This is a genomic window from Microbacterium sp. ZW T5_45, from assembly GCF_044987415.1.
In the GTDB taxonomy this organism is placed as follows: domain Bacteria; phylum Actinomycetota; class Actinomycetes; order Actinomycetales; family Microbacteriaceae; genus Microbacterium.
The window spans coordinates 51,081-66,334 of the sequence record NZ_JBJDRJ010000011.1 but is presented as its reverse complement, the minus strand read 5'-3'; the positions used below and the strand labels follow the sequence as shown (position 1 = coordinate 66,334).

The following is a 15,254-nucleotide window of genomic DNA, read 5'->3' as shown; positions in this document are numbered from 1 at the left end:
AACCCCCGGAGAAGGGAAGCACCCATGGACACCGAACAATTCGACGCTTTGCTCGACGCATCAGCACCGGCGCCCCGCGTGGTGGATCGGGCCGACGTGCGCGCGATGATGACAGCAGCCGCAGAAGCCGCAGAAGCCGCAGAACCGCCGGACACCTGGCGGCCGCGCCGGCGCGTGCGGATCTCTCTGGCGGCCGCGGCTGCGGTCGCTCTTATGATCGGCGGAGGGGGAGTCGCCGTGGCATCGGGCCTGGTCTCCTGGCCGAGCGGCTACGAGGATCCGGATGGCTCCTACGCTTTCACGCTCCCCAGCGGTCGAGCATGCGAGGTGCGACTGGTGGTCGAGGATCAGACCGCCTCGGACGAGGACGCGGGTGCCGATGACGCGACGACGCGCGCCGTCCAGGACGCCCTCACCTCGTGGCTGCGCGAAGGAGCGCTGGAGCGCGATCTCGATCTGCAGGAGGCGGATGCCGAGGCGGCGAGGATCCTCGCAGAGCAGCGTGCAGTGGGTATGACCGTCCTGATCGGGGCCGACGGGTGGCTGACCGACGAGGCGATCGCTCCAGGGCGCCCAGACGATGACGACGCCCGGGCATTCGCCGTGGACCGCGCCGTGCGGGCAGCGCTGGCGGACCGCCTGGTCGACGCGGGTTTCCCTCCGCAGACGTGGACGGTCAGCGCAGAGGGCGGTGTCAAGTGCGAGGCCGAGTGAGCCCGGAAGCGGCTCGCCTCCGGTCGGCGGTCGAGGCGAACGCATCCGATCTCCTCTCGTACATCTCGCGTCGGGTCGGCCCTGACGATGCTCCCGACCTTCTCGGCGAGACGATGGTCGTCGCGTGGCGCCGGGTACGCGAGCTGCCTGTCGAAGACGAACGGTGCCGCATGTGGCTCTTCGGCATCGCGCGGGGCACGCTGCTCAACCATGCTCGCGGCCAGCGGCGGCGGTGGGCGCTGGCCGACCGCATCCGCTCGAACCCCTCCGACGAGCGGAGCAGCCCGCCCGCCGATGCGGGGAACGACGTCCGCGACGCGATCGAGAGGCTGAACCCGGATCTCTCCGAGATCGTCCGACTGGTGCATTGGGACGGTTTGAGTCTGGCCGAGGCGGCGGAGGTGATCGGCATCGGTGCGTCCACGGCGCGAGGCCGGTACGCCCGTGCGAAGGAACAGCTTCGAGCCGCGCTGAGCGTCGATGCTCCTCTCGCGTAGAATCAGAGCACCATGGCTACGTTTGGCACGCTCTCCGATCGGCTCACCGAGACCTTCCGCAATCTGCGCACGAAGGGAAAGCTCACCGCCGCCGACGTCGACGGCACCGTCCGCGAGATCCGTCGCGCTCTTCTCGACGCAGACGTCGCGCTGCAGGTGGTCAAGGACTTCACCGCCAAGGTGCGCGAGCGTGCACTCGGCGACGAGGTCAACAAGGCGCTCAACCCGGCCCAGCAGGTCGTGCAGATCGTCAACGAGGAGCTCGTGCAGATCCTCGGTGGCGAGCAGCGTCGTCTGCACTTCGCGAAGACCGCGCCGACTGTGATCATGCTCGCGGGGCTCCAGGGATCGGGCAAGACGACCTTCGCAGGCAAGCTCGCCAAGCAGCTCGAAGGAGAAGGGCACACGCCCCTCCTGGTGGCCGCGGACCTCCAGCGGCCCAATGCCGTCAACCAGCTGCAGGTCGTTGCCGAACAGGCGGGTGCCACGATCTACGCCCCCGAGCCCGGCAACGGCGTGGGCGACCCCGTTCGCGTCTCGCGCGACGGAGTCGAGCACGCGCGCCGCCACCAGCACGACGTCGTCATCATCGACACGGCCGGACGCCTCGGCATCGACGCGGAGCTGATGAAGCAGGCATCCGACATCCGCAAGGCGGTCGACCCGGACGAGGTCCTCTTCGTCATCGACGCGATGATCGGCCAGGATGCCGTCAACACGGCCAAGGCGTTCCAGGACGGTGTCGACTTCACCGGCGTCGTGCTCTCGAAGCTCGACGGTGACGCGCGAGGCGGAGCGGCGCTGTCCGTCGCCTCCGTGACCGGGCGTCCGATCATCTTCGCCTCCACGGGCGAACGGCTCGAAGACCTCGAGCCGTTCCACCCCGACCGCATGGCGAGCCGTATCCTCGACCTCGGCGACATCCTCACCCTCATCGAACAGGCCCAGCAGGCCTTCGATGAGGAAGAGGCGATGAAGGTCGCCGAGAAGCTCGCGAAGGAGCAGTTCACCCTCGAGGACTTCCTCGAGCAGCTCCAGCAGATGAAGAAGATGGGCTCCATGAAGAAGATGCTCGGCATGCTGCCGGGCATGGGGCAGATGAAGCAGCAGCTCGACGACTTCGACGAGCGCGAGATCGATCGCACCGAGGCCATCATCCGCTCGATGACGCCGGGGGAGCGCCGCAACCCGAAGATCCTCAACGGCTCGCGCCGCCTGCGCATCGCCCGAGGCTCCGGAATGACCGTCACCGATGTGAACCAGCTCGTGCAGCGATTCGAGCAGGCCGCGAAGATGATGAAGACCGTCGCCCGAGGTGGCACGCCCAACATCCCGGGCATGGGGCCTGTTCCGGGCATGGGACGCCCGGGGGCGTCCTCGAAGCGTGGCAAGAAGGGCAAGTCGTCCGGGGGTTCGCGTTCGGGCAACCCTGCGAAGCGCGCAGCGGAGAACGCCGGGCTCGCCGCTCCTGCGGCGAACCCGACGGGCTCGGGCTTCGGCCTCGGCGGGGCCAAGGCTCCGAGCGAAGCCGACCTCGCCGAGATTCAGAAGCTGTTCGGCAAGAACTGAGGTCGATCAGCGGTCGCTGAGGACGAGCTCCTCCGACAGCGCGGGCGCCTCGGCGATTCGACGCGGTCGCGCGGCGAACTGTCCGGCGACCAGGGCGACGAGAACGATCGCGAGTCCCGCCGCCTGCACACCGGTGAACCTCTCACCGGCGACGAGGACGCCGAGTGCGGTCGCCACGACCGGCGAGAGCAGCGCCAGCAGGCCCGGGGCCATGATCGGCAGTTCTTGCAGCCCTCGGAACCAGAGGACGTATGCGAGCAGGCCGCCGACGGTCCCCAGCCAGACATAGCCCCACACCGCACCCGCATCGATCGATGTCGGCAGTGGTTCGAAGATCAGGGTCAGCGGCAACAGGAAGAGACCGCCTGCGGTCAACTGCCATCCGGCGTACGCCACAGGGCCGACGCCGGATGGCCGCCCCCAGCGCTTGGTCAACAGCATCCCGATCGCGGTCGACGTGATCCCGGCCAGAGCCGCGATCAGACCGAACGCGTCGAGCGTCGCGGCCGGGCCGAGGACGACGAGAGCCACTCCGCCGGCCCCGGCGGCGGCTGCGGCAGCGGTGCCCGGGCGGATCCGCTCACGCACGACGAGCGCACCGAGCAGCAGGACGATCATCGGCTGGGCGCCCGCGACCGCGGCGGCGACCCCTCCGGGAAGATGTTCCGCGGCGAGGAAGAGGAGAGGGAAGAACGCGCCGATGTTGAGGACGCCGAGCAGGGACGCCTTGCCCCACCAACGCCCTCGCGGAAGTCGGCGCCCGATCGCGATCGCGATGAGTCCGGCAGGAAGAGCTCGCAGGAACCCTGCGAGCAGCGGATGACCGGGAGGAAGCAGGGCCGTCGTGACGAGGTACGTCGTTCCCCACGCCATCGGCGCGAGGGCGGTCAGCAGCAGTGTGGACAGTCGGTTCATGCCGTTCAGTCTTCGCGGGTATGCGTGATGAGTCCAACGCATTGTTGTCACAGCATCCATGAACAGAGATCATGGAAAAATGGACCTGCAGCAACTCCGATACGTGGTCGAGGTGGCGGATCTCGGGAGCTTCACGAAAGCCGCAGAGCGGTGCTTCGTGACGCAGTCGGCCCTGAGCCACCAGATCGCGGCGCTCGAGCGGGAGATCGGTGCTCTGCTGTTCGCGCGCACGAGCAGGAGCGTCCGGGTGACGGAGGCCGGCGAGGCATTCGTGCGACAGGCCCGAGTGGCTCTGGATGCCGCCCGCGCGGCCGCCGAGGACGCTGCGGCCGTGAACGGACGTGTCGTCGGAGTACTGCGGTTGGGTGTGATCCCCACCGTTGCGGTAGTCGACGTCCCGGCGCTGATCGCGGGATTCAGAGCCGCGCACCCCGAATGTCGGGTCGAACTCGCCATGGGCAACAGCGACACCCTGATCGCGGCCGTCCGACAGGGGAGTCTCGATGTCGCGATGATCGGTCTGAGAGCGGATGCCGCACCTGCGGGCGTCGCCCATCGTGAACTCGCTCGCGAGCGGCTGGTGGCTGTCGTGCCGGCCGGTCATCGCCTCGCTCGGAGGGCTCGGATCGCGCTCGCAGAGCTGGAGCGAGAGACGTTCGCCGACTTCCCTGCCGGCACCTCGGGGCGAGCCCAGAGCGACAGCGCCTTCACCGCGTCTGGAATCATCCGCGACGTGGCCTATGAAGTCGGTACCGCCGAGCTGCTCGTCGGACTCGTCGCCGCGGGCCTCGCCGTCGCCCTGTTGGCCCCCGGCGTCGTCCACCCGGGTGAGTCGCGTGTCGTCCAGGTGCCGGTCGTCGGAGGACCGGAGCGCATCGAGTACGTGGTGTGGCCCGAGCAGGCCCCCCGTCAGGTCGCCCGTGCCCTCCTCGAAGAACTCGACGGGCTGCTCGAGCAGACATGACGGCGGGCCCGGAGCGATCGCTCCGGGCCCGCCGCCTTCGGCCGTCCGTCATCGGACGTCGTCGTCGACCCAGTCCATCGACTTCGTCACGGCCTTGCGCCACAGGCGCAGTTGTCGGTCGCGCTCCGCGTCATCCATCGAGGGCTCCCAGCGCCGGTCCTCCTGCCAGTTGGCGGAGAGGTCGTCGAGGCCGCTCCAGAAGCCCACGGCGAGTCCGGCCGCGTAGGCAGCGCCCAGCGCGGTGGTCTCGGCGACGACGGGGCGGACGACGGGCACGCCGAGCACGTCTGCCTGGAACTGCATGAGAGCGTCGTTCGCGACCATTCCGCCGTCGACCTTCAGCTCGGTCAGATCCACGCCGGCGTCGGCGTTGACCGCGTCGAGCACGTCGCGCGTCTGGAACGCGACGGCCTCGAGAGCAGCGCGGGCGATGTGGTTCTTGTTGGCGTAGCGGGTGAGACCGACGATCGCTCCTCGAGCGTCCGGGCGCCAATACGGCGCGAAGAGGCCGGAGAACGCCGGGACGATGTAGACCCCGCCGTTGTCCTCGACCTGCTCGGCGAGCTTCTCGACCTCGGGCGCGGAGGAGATGATTCCGAGCTGGTCGCGCAGCCACTGGATGAGCGAGCCCGTGACCGCGATCGAGCCCTCGAGAGCGTAATGCGTCGGCTGGTCGCCGAGCTTGTAGCCCACGGTCGTCAGCAGCCCGTTCTTCGAATGGACGATCTCTTCGCCCGTGTTGAAGATGAGGAAGCAGCCCGTTCCGTAGGTGTTCTTGCTCTCGCCCTTGTTGAAGGCGGCCTGGCCGAAAGTGGCGGCCTGCTGATCGCCCAGGATGCCCGCGATCGGGGTCTCGCGCAGCAGCGATGAGTCCTCGGCCGCGCCGTAGACCTCGGAGGACGAACGGATCTCCGGCATCATCGAACGCGGCACGCCGAACGCCTCCAGGATGTCGTCGCGCCACTCGAGCGTCTCGAGGTCCATGAACATCGTGCGGGATGCATTCGTGACGTCGGTGGCGTGCACGCCGCCGTCGACACCTCCGGTCAGATTCCACAGCACCCAGCAGTCGGTCGTGCCGAACAGGAGGTCTCCCGCCTCGGCCTTCTCGCGTGCGCCCTCGACGTTCTCGAGGATCCACGCGATCTTCGTGCCCGAGAAGTACGTCGCCAGCGGCAGTCCGACGATCGGCTTGAAACGCTCGACCCCGCCGTCGGCCGCGAGACGGTCGACGATGGACTGCGTGCGGGTGTCCTGCCACACGATCGCGTTGTAGACCGGCTCACCGGTGTTCTTGTCCCAGACGACGGCCGTCTCACGCTGGTTGGTGATGCCGACGGCGGCGATGTCGTGACGGGTGAGGTCGGCGCGGCTGAGCGCCAGGCCGATGACCTCCTGGACGTTGCGCCAGATCTCGGCGGCATCGTGCTCGACCCAGCCGGCCTGAGGGAGGATCTGCTCGTGCTCCTTCTGGCCCGTGGCGATGATGCTGCCCTTCTTGTCGAAGATGATCGCGCGGCTGGACGTTGTTCCCTGATCGATGGCGATGATGTAGTCGGCCATGGTGGTTCTCCTTCGAATGTCAGGTCGGGGTTCAGGCGAGGTGGAGCAGGACGGGGGCGAGCAGCGCCGCGATCGCGCCACCGATCAGCGGGCCGACGACGGGAACCCAGGAGTAGGACCAGTCGCTGGATCCCTTGCCCTTGATCGGCAGGATCGCGTGGGCGATACGCGGACCCAGGTCACGTGCGGGGTTGATGGCGTAGCCGGTCGGACCACCAAGAGAGGCGCCGATGCTCACCACGAGCAGGGCGACGGGCAGTGCGGTGAGCGGGCCGAGCCCGCCGGGCGTGCCGACGGCGATGTCACCGTAGTCGGCGAACGCGAGGATGACGAACACCAGCACGAACGTCCCGATCACCTCGGTGACGAGGTTCCAGCCGTACGAACGGATCGCCGGGCCGGTGGAGAAGACGCCGAGCTTGTTGGCGGCATCCGGCTCCTCATCGAAATGCTGCTTGTAGGCGAGCCACACGAGGATCGCACCGACGATGGCTCCGAGGAGCTCCGCCGCGGTGGCGATCGCGAACTGGCCGACGTCGATGGTGTTCGAGATCAGCAGGCCGAGGCCGACGGCCGGGTTGAGGATGGCGCCGGAGTATGCCGACGCCAGGACACCCGCGAACACCGCGAGGCCCCAGCCCCAGTTGACCATCAGGAAGCCGCCGCCGAAGCCCTTGTTCTTCGCGAGCGCGACATTGGCCACCACTCCGCAGCCGAGGAGGATCAGCATCGCCGTGCCGACGAACTCCGACAGGAAGTAGAGGCCGAGATTCACATCGTCCATGTCTTCATTGACCTTTCTTATGCGGCAGGACCCCTCTGTCCTGCTGCGTGTTGGGATTGTTGCTCACCGCGAGGAGGGCGGCGATCCTCCCGCGTTCAGCCGCGAGCGCGGGAGGGGATCTCGAGACCGTGTCGTTCGTTCAGCAGCAGCCTGGTCTGTTCGACCTCCGCGTCGTGACGATCGCGGTCCCAGCCGAGCAGCGGCGCCAGAGCGTCCGCGATCTCGTCGAGCACGTCGGCATCGGCGTCGCCCATGAAGGCGATGCTCGTGCGCCGTAGGATCACGTCCTGCAGGCGTGCGACCATCTCGTTGCTCACGATCCACTCGAGCTCACGGGTCGACAGAGCGCCTCGGGCCAGAGGCTCGTCCGCACCCTGCTCGATGTGGGACCAGACCTCGGCCGCCCGCGTCCCGTACCGTGCGAGCAACTGCTCTGCTCGCGGACCGGCTCCCGGCAGGTTCTCCTGGAACCAGATGCGACGGGCCTTCTCGGTGCGGGGGAACTCGCGGCCGCCGCCGATCGCGCGACCGGCGGTCGACACGGTGCGGGTGCGGTGCAGGAGCCCCAGAACCACGTTCGACACCGATTCGCCGAGTGCACGGAACGTCGTCCACTTGCCGCCGACCAGACTGACGAGCGGCACGGCGTCCTTCTCGTCGACCTCGATGCGGTAGTCGCGCGACACGAAGCCGGGCGCGGTGTCCTCGTGGCGGGGGAGCGGACGGATGCCGGAGAAGTTGTAGACGATCTGATCGCGTGAGACCGGGATCTCGGGGAACACGTGGTGGATCAGGTCGAAGAAGTAGGTGATCTCCTCGTCCGTGCACACCGGGACCTCGCGAGGATCGGCGTCGATGTCGGTCGTGCCGACGAGCACTCGGCCCTTGAGCGGATAGATCAGCACGATCCGGCCGTCGGAGTGCTCGAAGAAGATCTCCCGACCGCGGGTCGCCTCCAGCAGTTCGGGGTGATCGAGCACGATGTGCGAGCCCTTGGTTCCTCCCATGAAACGTGTCGCCTCGCCGAGCGCCTCATTGGTGATGTCGGTCCAGGGGCCCGAGGTGTTCACGATGACGTCGGCCGCCACATCGAACTCGGTGCCGCTCTCACGGTCGCGCAGACGAACGGTGTCGCCGTCGCGGCCGATGGCCTCGACGTAGTTCAGAGCGACCGCACCGGGGTGCGCCGCACGACCGTCCTGCAGCACGTCGAGGGCGAGACGTTCCGGATCGTGCATGGACGCGTCGTAGTACGTGGCCGTGTACTTGATCTTCGGGTCCAGGGACGGCAGCTCGGCGAGCGACTTCTTGCGTCCGAGGAAGCGGTGGCGGGGAACGGTTCCCCCGTCGCGCGAGAACGTGTCGTAGATCGTCAGACCGATCTTGATCAGGAAGGCACCGCGTTCCTGAGGCTTGCCGCTCTTGTGCGTGAGGAAGCGCAGGGGGGCGGCGAGGACGCCCGAGAACGTGGAGTAGATGGGGATCGTCGTCTGCAACGGCTTGACGTAGTGCGGCGCGATCTTCAGCAGTCCGTTGCGCTCCTCGACGGATTCGCGCACGAGCCGGAACTCGCCGTTCTCGAGATAGCGGATGCCGCCGTGGATCATGTGGCTCGACGCCGAGGAGGCCCCGGAGGCGAAGTCGCCCCGCTCCACGAGGACGACATCGATTCCCTGCAGCGCGAGGTCGCGGAAGGTCGAGATGCCGTTGATCCCGCCCCCGATGATCACGACGCTCGTGCGTCCGGATTCGCGTACCGCGCGAACCGTGTCGCGCTCTGCCGATGAGTGTGTCGTCTCGATCATCTTCGGCCTCCCTTTGCCTGCCCCCCAGCATCGACCTCTGCACAGCCGCGCGCAAGCCCGCTGCACATATGTGCAAGCATGGACGTCGAGGAGGTCCCGATGACATCGCCGGAAGCTCGATCGAGCGATTCCAAGCTGGTCGCGGCGCTCACCGCGGCGCAGCTTTACTACATGCAGGACAAGACCATGGAGGTCATCGCCCGTGAGCTCGGCACCTCGCGGTCATCGGTGTCGCGCCTGCTGAGCTTCGCCAGGGAGACGGGTCTCGTCGACATCCGGATCAACTCGCCGCTCGAGCGGCTCGGAATGCTGGAGCAGCGCATCCGCGACCGTCACCGCGTGTCCGCGCACGTCGTCCCGATGCCGGAGATCGTGAGCGAGGTGGAGAGGCTCGAGCGCGTCGCGCTCACGGCGGGGCGACTCCTCTCGCAGTTCGTGGACTCGAACATGATCGTCGGCGTGGCATGGGGATCGACGATCAGTGCGGTCAGCCGCGGCCTCACGCAGAAGGAGACGCACAACACGACGATCGTGCAGCTCAACGGTGCCGGCAACACGCAGACGAGCGGTGTCGAGTACTCCAGCGACATCCTGCAGCGCTTCGGCGGCGCGTTCGGGGCGCAGGTGCAGCAGTTCCCGGTGCCCGCGTTCTTCGACGATCCGCATACGCGGGAGGCGATGTGGCGCGAGCGGAGCACCCGGCGCGTGCTCGACCTGCAGTCGAAGATGGACATCGCCGTCTTCAGCCTCGGCTCGCCCGCGGCCGAAGTGCCCAGCCGGGTCTACGTGGGTGGCTACCTGGGGCGTGACGACTACCGCAGCCTCCGCGAGGATCGCGCGATCGGTGATGTGGCGACGGTCTTCTTCCGCGCGGACGGAAGCTGGAAGGACATCCGGCTGAACGCGCGTGCGACCGGCCCCGGTCTCGACCGCCTGCGGCGCGTCCCTCGGCGGGTGTGCGTGGTCTCGGGGGTGCCGAAGCTGCACAGTCTGCGTGCGGCGATCGCCGCGGAGCTCATGACGGACGTCGTGCTCGACGAAGGTCTCGCGCGTCAGCTCGTCGACGGCTGAGCGGCCTCCGACTGATCGGGGGTCAGCGGATGCGTCGACGTGACAGGGCCCTCTCGGAACTCCCGGATCAGGTGGTGCACGACCGCGGTCAGGTCCCCGCCGGAGGCATCCGCCACGGCCTGCTGGCGGGCGTAACTCGCACCGCCGTCCAGGATGCGCTCGACGCTGGCGAACTCGCGTTCGCAGCCGAGGTCCCGCGAGATCGGTGCGAGTCTGTCGATCGTCTCGGCGAGATGCTCGCGCACCGGGCGTTGGGTGCCCGCCCTGTCGACGATGAGTCGGGCGTCCAGGCCGTAGCGCGCCGAGCGCCACTTGTTCTCGCGGTGGAACCAGGGTGGCAGGACCGACAGTGCACGTCCCTCGTCCAGCTCGCGCGATAGATGCTCCACGAGCACCTGCACGAGTGAGGCGACGGCTGCGAGCTCGGGAAGCGTCGACATCCCATCGCAGGCGCGGACCTCGATCGTGCCCCAGCGCGGCGCCGGACGGATGTCCCAGCGCACCTCGGACGGATCGGCCATCACTCCGGTGTGCGCCATGTCGGTCATGTACGCCTCGAACTGGGACCAGTCCTCGAGCGGCCAGGGGAGCCCTGCCGTCGGAAGCTGCTGGAAGACGAGTGCGCGATTCGAGGCGTAACCGGTGCTCTCTCCGGCCCAGAACGGACTCGATGCCGCGAGCGCCTGGAGATGGGGGAGATACGCGGTGAGGGCGTTGATGATCGGGAAGACCTTGCGGTGGTCCTCGATGCCGATGTGCACGTGGATGCCCCAGATCATCATGTTCCGCCCCCACCACTGGGTGCGCTCGATGAGCTTGTGATACCTCGTCTTGTCAGTGACCTGCTGCTCGTACCACTGCGCGAAGGGATGGCTTCCCGCGGAGAGCAGCTCGATGCCGGTGGGGTCGGTCGCCGCCCGCACAGCCGCGATCGCGGCCGCGATGTCGTCGACCGCGTGTGCGACGGACGTTCCCACGCCGCTGGTCACCTCGATGGTGTTGGTCAGCAGTTCGCCCGTGACGGTGTGGCGCTCGTCCGCGCTCTCCTCCTCGAGGGCGGCGAGCAGATCGGGAGCCCGCCCGACCAGGTCGCCGGTGCGTGGGTCGGCGAGCATGATCTCCCATTCCAGACCGACGGTGGAGCGGGCCGATGGGGCGAATTCGAGCGTCACGAGCACAGTCTGACACGGTGATGCGGCGACACGACGAACCGAGAGTCGCCAGGTTTCGCTCCGTGGCCGCGCATCTGGCAGAATAGAGGTTTGGACGACGTGCTCGACCCTCTATCCAGCACTCGTCCACCCCTTTCAGAGCTTCCGCCGGGTGTGCACCCCACTCTCCAGGCGATCAGTTCGTTTCCTTCCACACAATTCAGGAGAATCGTGGCTGTCAAGATTCGTCTCAAGCGCCTGGGCAAGATCCGTGCGCCCTACTACCGCATCGTCGTCGCCGACTCGCGCACCAAGCGCGACGGTCGTGTGATCGAGGAGATCGGCAAGTACCACCCCACCGAGGAGCCCTCGTTCATCGAGGTCGACTCCGAGCGTGCGCAGTACTGGCTCTCCGTCGGCGCCCAGCCGACCGAGCAGGTCACCGCCATCCTCAAGATCACGGGCGACTGGGGCAAGTTCAAGGGCGACAAGGACGCCGTCTCGACCCTCAAGGTCGCCGGCGAGAAGTCCGCTTTCGAGGCGGACTCCTCCAAGAAGTCCGTGATCAAGCCCAAGGTGGAGAAGAAGGAGGAGGCTCCCGCTGCGGAGGCTCCCGCCGCCGAGGCCGACGCGGAGGCCGCTGAGGCTCCCGCCGCAGACGCAGAGTAATCCGCCGTGCTCGCCGCCGCGCTCGAACACATCGTCAAGGGGATCGTCGATCACCCGGAGGATGTGCGTATCACCGCATCCGCATCGCCGCGAGGCGATCTCCTCGAGGTGCGCGTGCACCCCGATGATCGTGGACGCGTGATCGGGCGCGGCGGCCGCACTGCGAAGGCACTGCGCACGCTCATCACCGCCCTGGCTGATGGCCGTCGCGTCCGCGTCGACGTCGCGGACGACTGACCGTGGTGCAGAAGGACAAGAACCAGGGCAGGAACCAGCTCCGCGTGGGGCGTCTCGTCAAGGCCCACGGCCTGAAGGGCGCGCTCAAGCTCGAGCTGTACACAGACAACCCCGAGCGCCGCTTCGTTCCCGGCGCCGAGTTCACACTGCAGGTGCCGGAGGCGTCTCCGTGGCACGGCAAGACCGTGACGGTTCGTGAGTATCGCGTGATGAACGGCAACCCCGTGGTCTTCCTGGACGACGTGGACGATCGGACCGCTGCCGAGGGTCTCGTGCGTGCGATCCTCTGGATCGACCAGGACGTCACCGAGGTCGAGGAGAACGCATGGTTCGACGGGCAGCTCGTCGGTCTCGACGTGGTGCGTGACGACGTCGTCGTCGGCAAGGTCGCGCGGATCGAGCACTTCCCCGCCCAGGATCTGCTGATCGTACGCGTCGGCGAGACCGACGTCATGGTGCCGTTCGTCGAGGCGATCGTCCCCACCGTCGACGTCGCTGCCGGCCGTGTGATCGTGACCCCGCCTGCCGGGCTCTTCGAAGAGCTTCCGGATGCGGCGGATGGCGAGGATGCAGCTGACGAGGGCGCGGACGATACGCCGGTCGAACAGGATGCTGCCGCCGACGAGACCGAGTGAGCGCCGCTTTGCGCATCGACATCGTCTCGATCTTCCCGTCGTACTTCGACGGACTGGAGCTCTCGCTCCTCGGCAAGGCCCGCAGCGCCGGTATCCTCGACCTGAACGTCCGGGACCTGCGCGAGTGGACGTCCGACAGGCACCGGACCGTCGATGACACCCCATACGGCGGGGGAGCGGGCATGGTCATGAAGCCGGAGCCCTGGGGCCTGGCCATCGACGAGCTCGCCGCGTCATCCGAGCGCCCCACCATCATCTTCCCCTCGCCTGCAGGAGAGGTCTTCACTCAGGCGAAGGCCAGGGATCTGGCGACGAGAGAACATCTGATCTTCGGATGCGGTCGCTACGAGGGCATCGACGAGCGCGTCTTCGAGTACGCGGCTTCGGTCGGCGAGGTGCGACTGATCAGTCTGGGCGACTACGTGCTCAACGGGGGAGAAGTCGCCACCATGGCGATGGTCGAGGCCATAGGCCGATTGATCCCCGGGGTCGTGGGCAATCCGGAGAGTCTGGTCGAGGAGTCTCACGAGGACGGACTCCTCGAATACCCCTCGTACACCAAGCCATCCGTCTGGCGTGACCGCGCGGTCCCCGACATCCTGCTGAGCGGCAATCACGGTGCGATCGCTTCCTGGCGGCGCGAGCAGCAGGTCGAGCGCACCCGAGTCCGTCGACCCGACCTGCTTTCGGACTGAGCTCCCGCGGCGACCGCGGAGGTCAGCGGACTCCGAGGAACGACCTGTCGGTGAGGACGATGGGGCCCTCGTCCGTGATCGCAACGGTGTGCTCGGAGTGCGCCCCACGTGAGCCGTCGACACTGCGCAGCGTCCAGCCGTCAGGGTCGGTGACGAGTTCGTCCGTCGTCGCGAGGAACCAGGGTTCGAGGGCGAGCACGAGTCCTGCGCGCAGCGGGAAGCCGCGCCCGGGACGGCCGTCGTTCGCGACGTGCGGATCTCCGTGCATGGTCCGCCCCACGCCGTGACCGCCGAAGTCCGTGTTGATGGAATAGCCATCGCCGTGCGCGACGGCGGCGACGGATGCCGAGATGTCACCGATGCGGTTCCCCACGACCGCCGCCGCGATCGCCGCGTCGAGGGCGCGCTCCGTCGTGTCGATCAGCCGCAGGTCCTCGTCGCGAGGGCTGCCGACGATGAACGAGACCGCCGAGTCGGCCACCCAACCGTCGACCGCGGCGGCGAAGTCGAGGGTGACCAGGTCGCCGTCGCGCAGGGTGTAGTCGTGGGGGAGTCCGTGCAGGACCGCGTCGTTTACCGAGGTGCAGATCACCTTCCCGAACGGGCTGGCGCCGAACGAGGGGTGGTAGTCGATGTAGCACGACTGTGCTCCCGCCTTGCGGATCATGTCGTGTGCGCGGCGGTCGATCGAGAGGAGGTTGGTGCCGATCTTGGTCTCGTCGCGGAGCGTCGCCAGAGTCTCGGCGACGAAGCGTCCGGCGGCGCGCATCTCGTCGATCTCGGCAGGGGTGCGCAGTTCGATCATGGTGTTCCTCTCTTCCTCTCCATTCTGGCGGATCCATCGAGTGCCCAGCTCCGCCCGCCCGTGCTCACCGCGAGAGCATCCGTGCTCACAGCGAACACCGTGGCTCAGGCATCCGCACCGACGTACGATTCAGAGCATGTGGGTGAGACAGGCGTTCTTCCGGTGGTTGCTCCCGGCCGCGTTCCTGCTGCCGCTCTGGCTCGTCGTCGGCGGCATCGTCTTCCACGCGGGATGGGGCCTGCTGTGGGTGCTGTTCATCGCGGTTCCATCGGTGTTCGCGGGCCAGCTCCTGCTCACGCTCCTCACGCGCTCCCGCCCATCGGTGCGGACCGATCGGGCCGTCTCCTGGTGGGATGTCGCGGGGTTCTCGCTCTGGCACGTGCTGACCATCGCTGTCGGCTGCTTCATCGAGGGCGCCTTCGGCTGGCTGCTGGCCGGGGCGATCCTCGTCGGGATCGCCCTCATCTGGTTGCAGCTGTGGCAGCTCTGGACCGAGGCGCGCGGAAGCGGCGCCCGGCTGCGCGAGACGATCGCATGGTCGACGATCCCCGACCCGACGAGACCGTCCGCGACGGTCGTAGAGCACGAGGTGATCGTCGTGGAGGAGCGCGAGCGTAGGGACTGACCAGCGTTTGGTCGAGGGATGATTCCATGGCAGAATGGATGTTTGTGCCGTGACCGGTTCTGCCTCAGGGGAACCCGCGGAAGCTCTGCTCCGTACGATGCACACCCATTCTTGTTCCTTTGAAAAATGCATGCGACCTGAGGCGAGTGCAGAGAGAGACGATCATGCAGATCCTCGACGCCGTTGATGCGGCATCGCTCCGTTCCGACATCCCGAAGTTCAACGCCGGTGACACCGTCAACGTGCACGTGAACATCACCGAGGGCAACCGCTCGCGTATCCAGGTGTTCAAGGGTGTCGTCATCGGCCGCCAGGGCGATGGAGTCCGCGAGACCTTCACGGTCCGCAAGATCAGCTTCCAGGTCGGCGTGGAGCGCACCTTCCCGGTGCACTCCCCGGTGATCGACCACATCGAGGTCGTCACCCGTGGTGACGTGCGTCGCGCGAAGCTGTACTACCTGCGCCAGCTGCGCGGCAAGAAGGCGAAGATCAAGGAGAAGCGCGACAACTGACGCGCAGGCTCTTCACAGCACCCCGGGACACGATGTCCCGGGG

Annotated in this window: 17 protein-coding genes; 11 read left to right on the top strand and 6 right to left on the bottom strand. The window is 67.5% G+C overall.

The annotated features are described in order from the left end of the window. Positions 1–24: 24 nt before the first annotated feature. The 3 genes from ACI3KS_RS07945 to ffh are packed head-to-tail and all read left to right on the top strand — an operon-like array spanning position 25 to position 2,780. Positions 25–714 carry a hypothetical protein gene (locus tag ACI3KS_RS07945; protein WP_404916979.1) on the top strand — a complete coding sequence of 230 codons (690 nt, stop codon included), beginning with the start codon at positions 25–27 and terminating at the stop codon, positions 712–714. Next, a complete protein-coding gene (locus tag ACI3KS_RS07940) occupies positions 711–1,211 on the top strand; it encodes an RNA polymerase sigma factor (RefSeq protein ID WP_404916977.1) in 501 nt (166 codons plus the stop codon). Before ACI3KS_RS07945 ends, ACI3KS_RS07940 begins: the two co-directional genes overlap by 4 nt. 12 nt (positions 1,212–1,223) lie before the next feature. Then, positions 1,224–2,780 (top strand): signal recognition particle protein, encoded by a 1,557-nt coding sequence (gene ffh, locus ACI3KS_RS07935; RefSeq protein ID WP_404916975.1) that lies wholly within the window; start codon positions 1,224–1,226, stop codon positions 2,778–2,780. A gap of 6 nt (positions 2,781–2,786) precedes the next feature. On the opposite strand, the gene ACI3KS_RS07930 is transcribed toward ffh, so the two are convergent. Further along, entirely contained in the window at positions 2,787–3,695 is a 909-nt protein-coding gene (locus tag ACI3KS_RS07930) for an EamA family transporter (RefSeq protein ID WP_404916973.1), read from the bottom strand. 79 nt (positions 3,696–3,774) lie between these two features. On the opposite strand from ACI3KS_RS07930, the gene ACI3KS_RS07925 reads away from it, so the two are divergent. After that, entirely contained in the window at positions 3,775–4,659 is an 885-nt protein-coding gene (locus tag ACI3KS_RS07925; protein WP_404916972.1) for a LysR family transcriptional regulator, read from the top strand. A 48-nt stretch (positions 4,660–4,707) separates the two neighbouring features. Here ACI3KS_RS07925 and glpK read toward each other — a convergent pair whose 3' ends face one another. The 3 genes from glpK to ACI3KS_RS07910 all read right to left on the bottom strand — a co-directional run bounded on the left by glpK (position 4,708) and on the right by ACI3KS_RS07910 (position 8,811). Then, complete coding sequence (glpK, locus tag ACI3KS_RS07920) at positions 4,708–6,222, bottom strand: glycerol kinase GlpK (RefSeq protein ID WP_404916970.1); 1,515 nt, start codon at positions 6,220–6,222, stop codon at positions 4,708–4,710. A 31-nt stretch (positions 6,223–6,253) separates the two neighbouring features. Further along, the gene (locus tag ACI3KS_RS07915) at positions 6,254–7,006 is read right to left on the bottom strand and encodes an MIP/aquaporin family protein (protein WP_404916968.1); all 753 of its coding nucleotides are present in this window, start codon (positions 7,004–7,006) and stop codon (positions 6,254–6,256) included. 95 nt (positions 7,007–7,101) lie between these two features. Beyond that, positions 7,102–8,811, bottom strand: a complete 1,710-nt coding sequence (locus ACI3KS_RS07910; RefSeq protein ID WP_404916966.1) for a glycerol-3-phosphate dehydrogenase/oxidase — start codon at positions 8,809–8,811, stop codon at positions 7,102–7,104. 99 nt (positions 8,812–8,910) lie between these two features. Here ACI3KS_RS07910 and ACI3KS_RS07905 point away from each other — a divergent pair, with 99 nt between their 5' ends. Next, a complete protein-coding gene (locus ACI3KS_RS07905; protein ID WP_404916964.1) occupies positions 8,911–9,882 on the top strand; it encodes a sugar-binding transcriptional regulator in 972 nt (323 codons plus the stop codon). Here ACI3KS_RS07905 and ACI3KS_RS07900 read toward each other — a convergent pair. Further along, on the bottom strand, positions 9,864–11,054 hold the full coding sequence (locus ACI3KS_RS07900) for a glutamate--cysteine ligase (protein ID WP_404916962.1): 1,191 nt from the start codon (positions 11,052–11,054) through the stop codon (positions 9,864–9,866). The two genes, ACI3KS_RS07905 and ACI3KS_RS07900, sit on opposite strands and share 19 nt — an antisense overlap. A gap of 210 nt (positions 11,055–11,264) precedes the next feature. Between ACI3KS_RS07900 and rpsP the strand changes: the two genes are divergently transcribed. From rpsP to trmD, 4 genes are read left to right on the top strand one after another with little or no spacing between them, the layout of a single operon-like run. Continuing rightward, positions 11,265–11,702, top strand: coding sequence for a 30S ribosomal protein S16 (gene rpsP / locus ACI3KS_RS07895; protein WP_404916960.1), 438 nt, complete (start codon positions 11,265–11,267; stop codon positions 11,700–11,702). 6 nt (positions 11,703–11,708) lie between these two features. Beyond that, the gene (locus ACI3KS_RS07890; RefSeq protein ID WP_404916958.1) at positions 11,709–11,939 is read left to right on the top strand and encodes an RNA-binding protein; all 231 of its coding nucleotides are present in this window, start codon (positions 11,709–11,711) and stop codon (positions 11,937–11,939) included. A 2-nt stretch (positions 11,940–11,941) separates the two neighbouring features. After that, positions 11,942–12,574, top strand: coding sequence for a ribosome maturation factor RimM (gene rimM / locus ACI3KS_RS07885; protein WP_404916956.1), 633 nt, complete (start codon positions 11,942–11,944; stop codon positions 12,572–12,574). 8 nt (positions 12,575–12,582) lie between these two features. Beyond that, complete coding sequence (gene trmD, locus ACI3KS_RS07880; RefSeq protein ID WP_404917067.1) at positions 12,583–13,269, top strand: tRNA (guanosine(37)-N1)-methyltransferase TrmD; 687 nt, start codon at positions 12,583–12,585, stop codon at positions 13,267–13,269. Positions 13,270–13,291: 22 nt separating this feature from the next. Here trmD and map read toward each other — a convergent pair whose 3' ends face one another. Next, positions 13,292–14,074 (bottom strand): type I methionyl aminopeptidase, encoded by a 783-nt coding sequence (map, locus tag ACI3KS_RS07875; RefSeq protein ID WP_404916954.1) that lies wholly within the window; start codon positions 14,072–14,074, stop codon positions 13,292–13,294. Positions 14,075–14,210: 136 nt separating this feature from the next. On the opposite strand from map, the gene ACI3KS_RS07870 reads away from it, so the two are divergent. Next, positions 14,211–14,699, top strand: coding sequence for an MFS transporter permease (locus tag ACI3KS_RS07870; RefSeq protein ID WP_404916952.1), 489 nt, complete (start codon positions 14,211–14,213; stop codon positions 14,697–14,699). 164 nt (positions 14,700–14,863) lie between these two features. Further along, positions 14,864–15,211, top strand: a complete 348-nt coding sequence (rplS, locus tag ACI3KS_RS07865) for a 50S ribosomal protein L19 (RefSeq protein WP_404916950.1) — start codon at positions 14,864–14,866, stop codon at positions 15,209–15,211. The last annotated feature ends 43 nt before the right edge of the window (positions 15,212–15,254 follow it).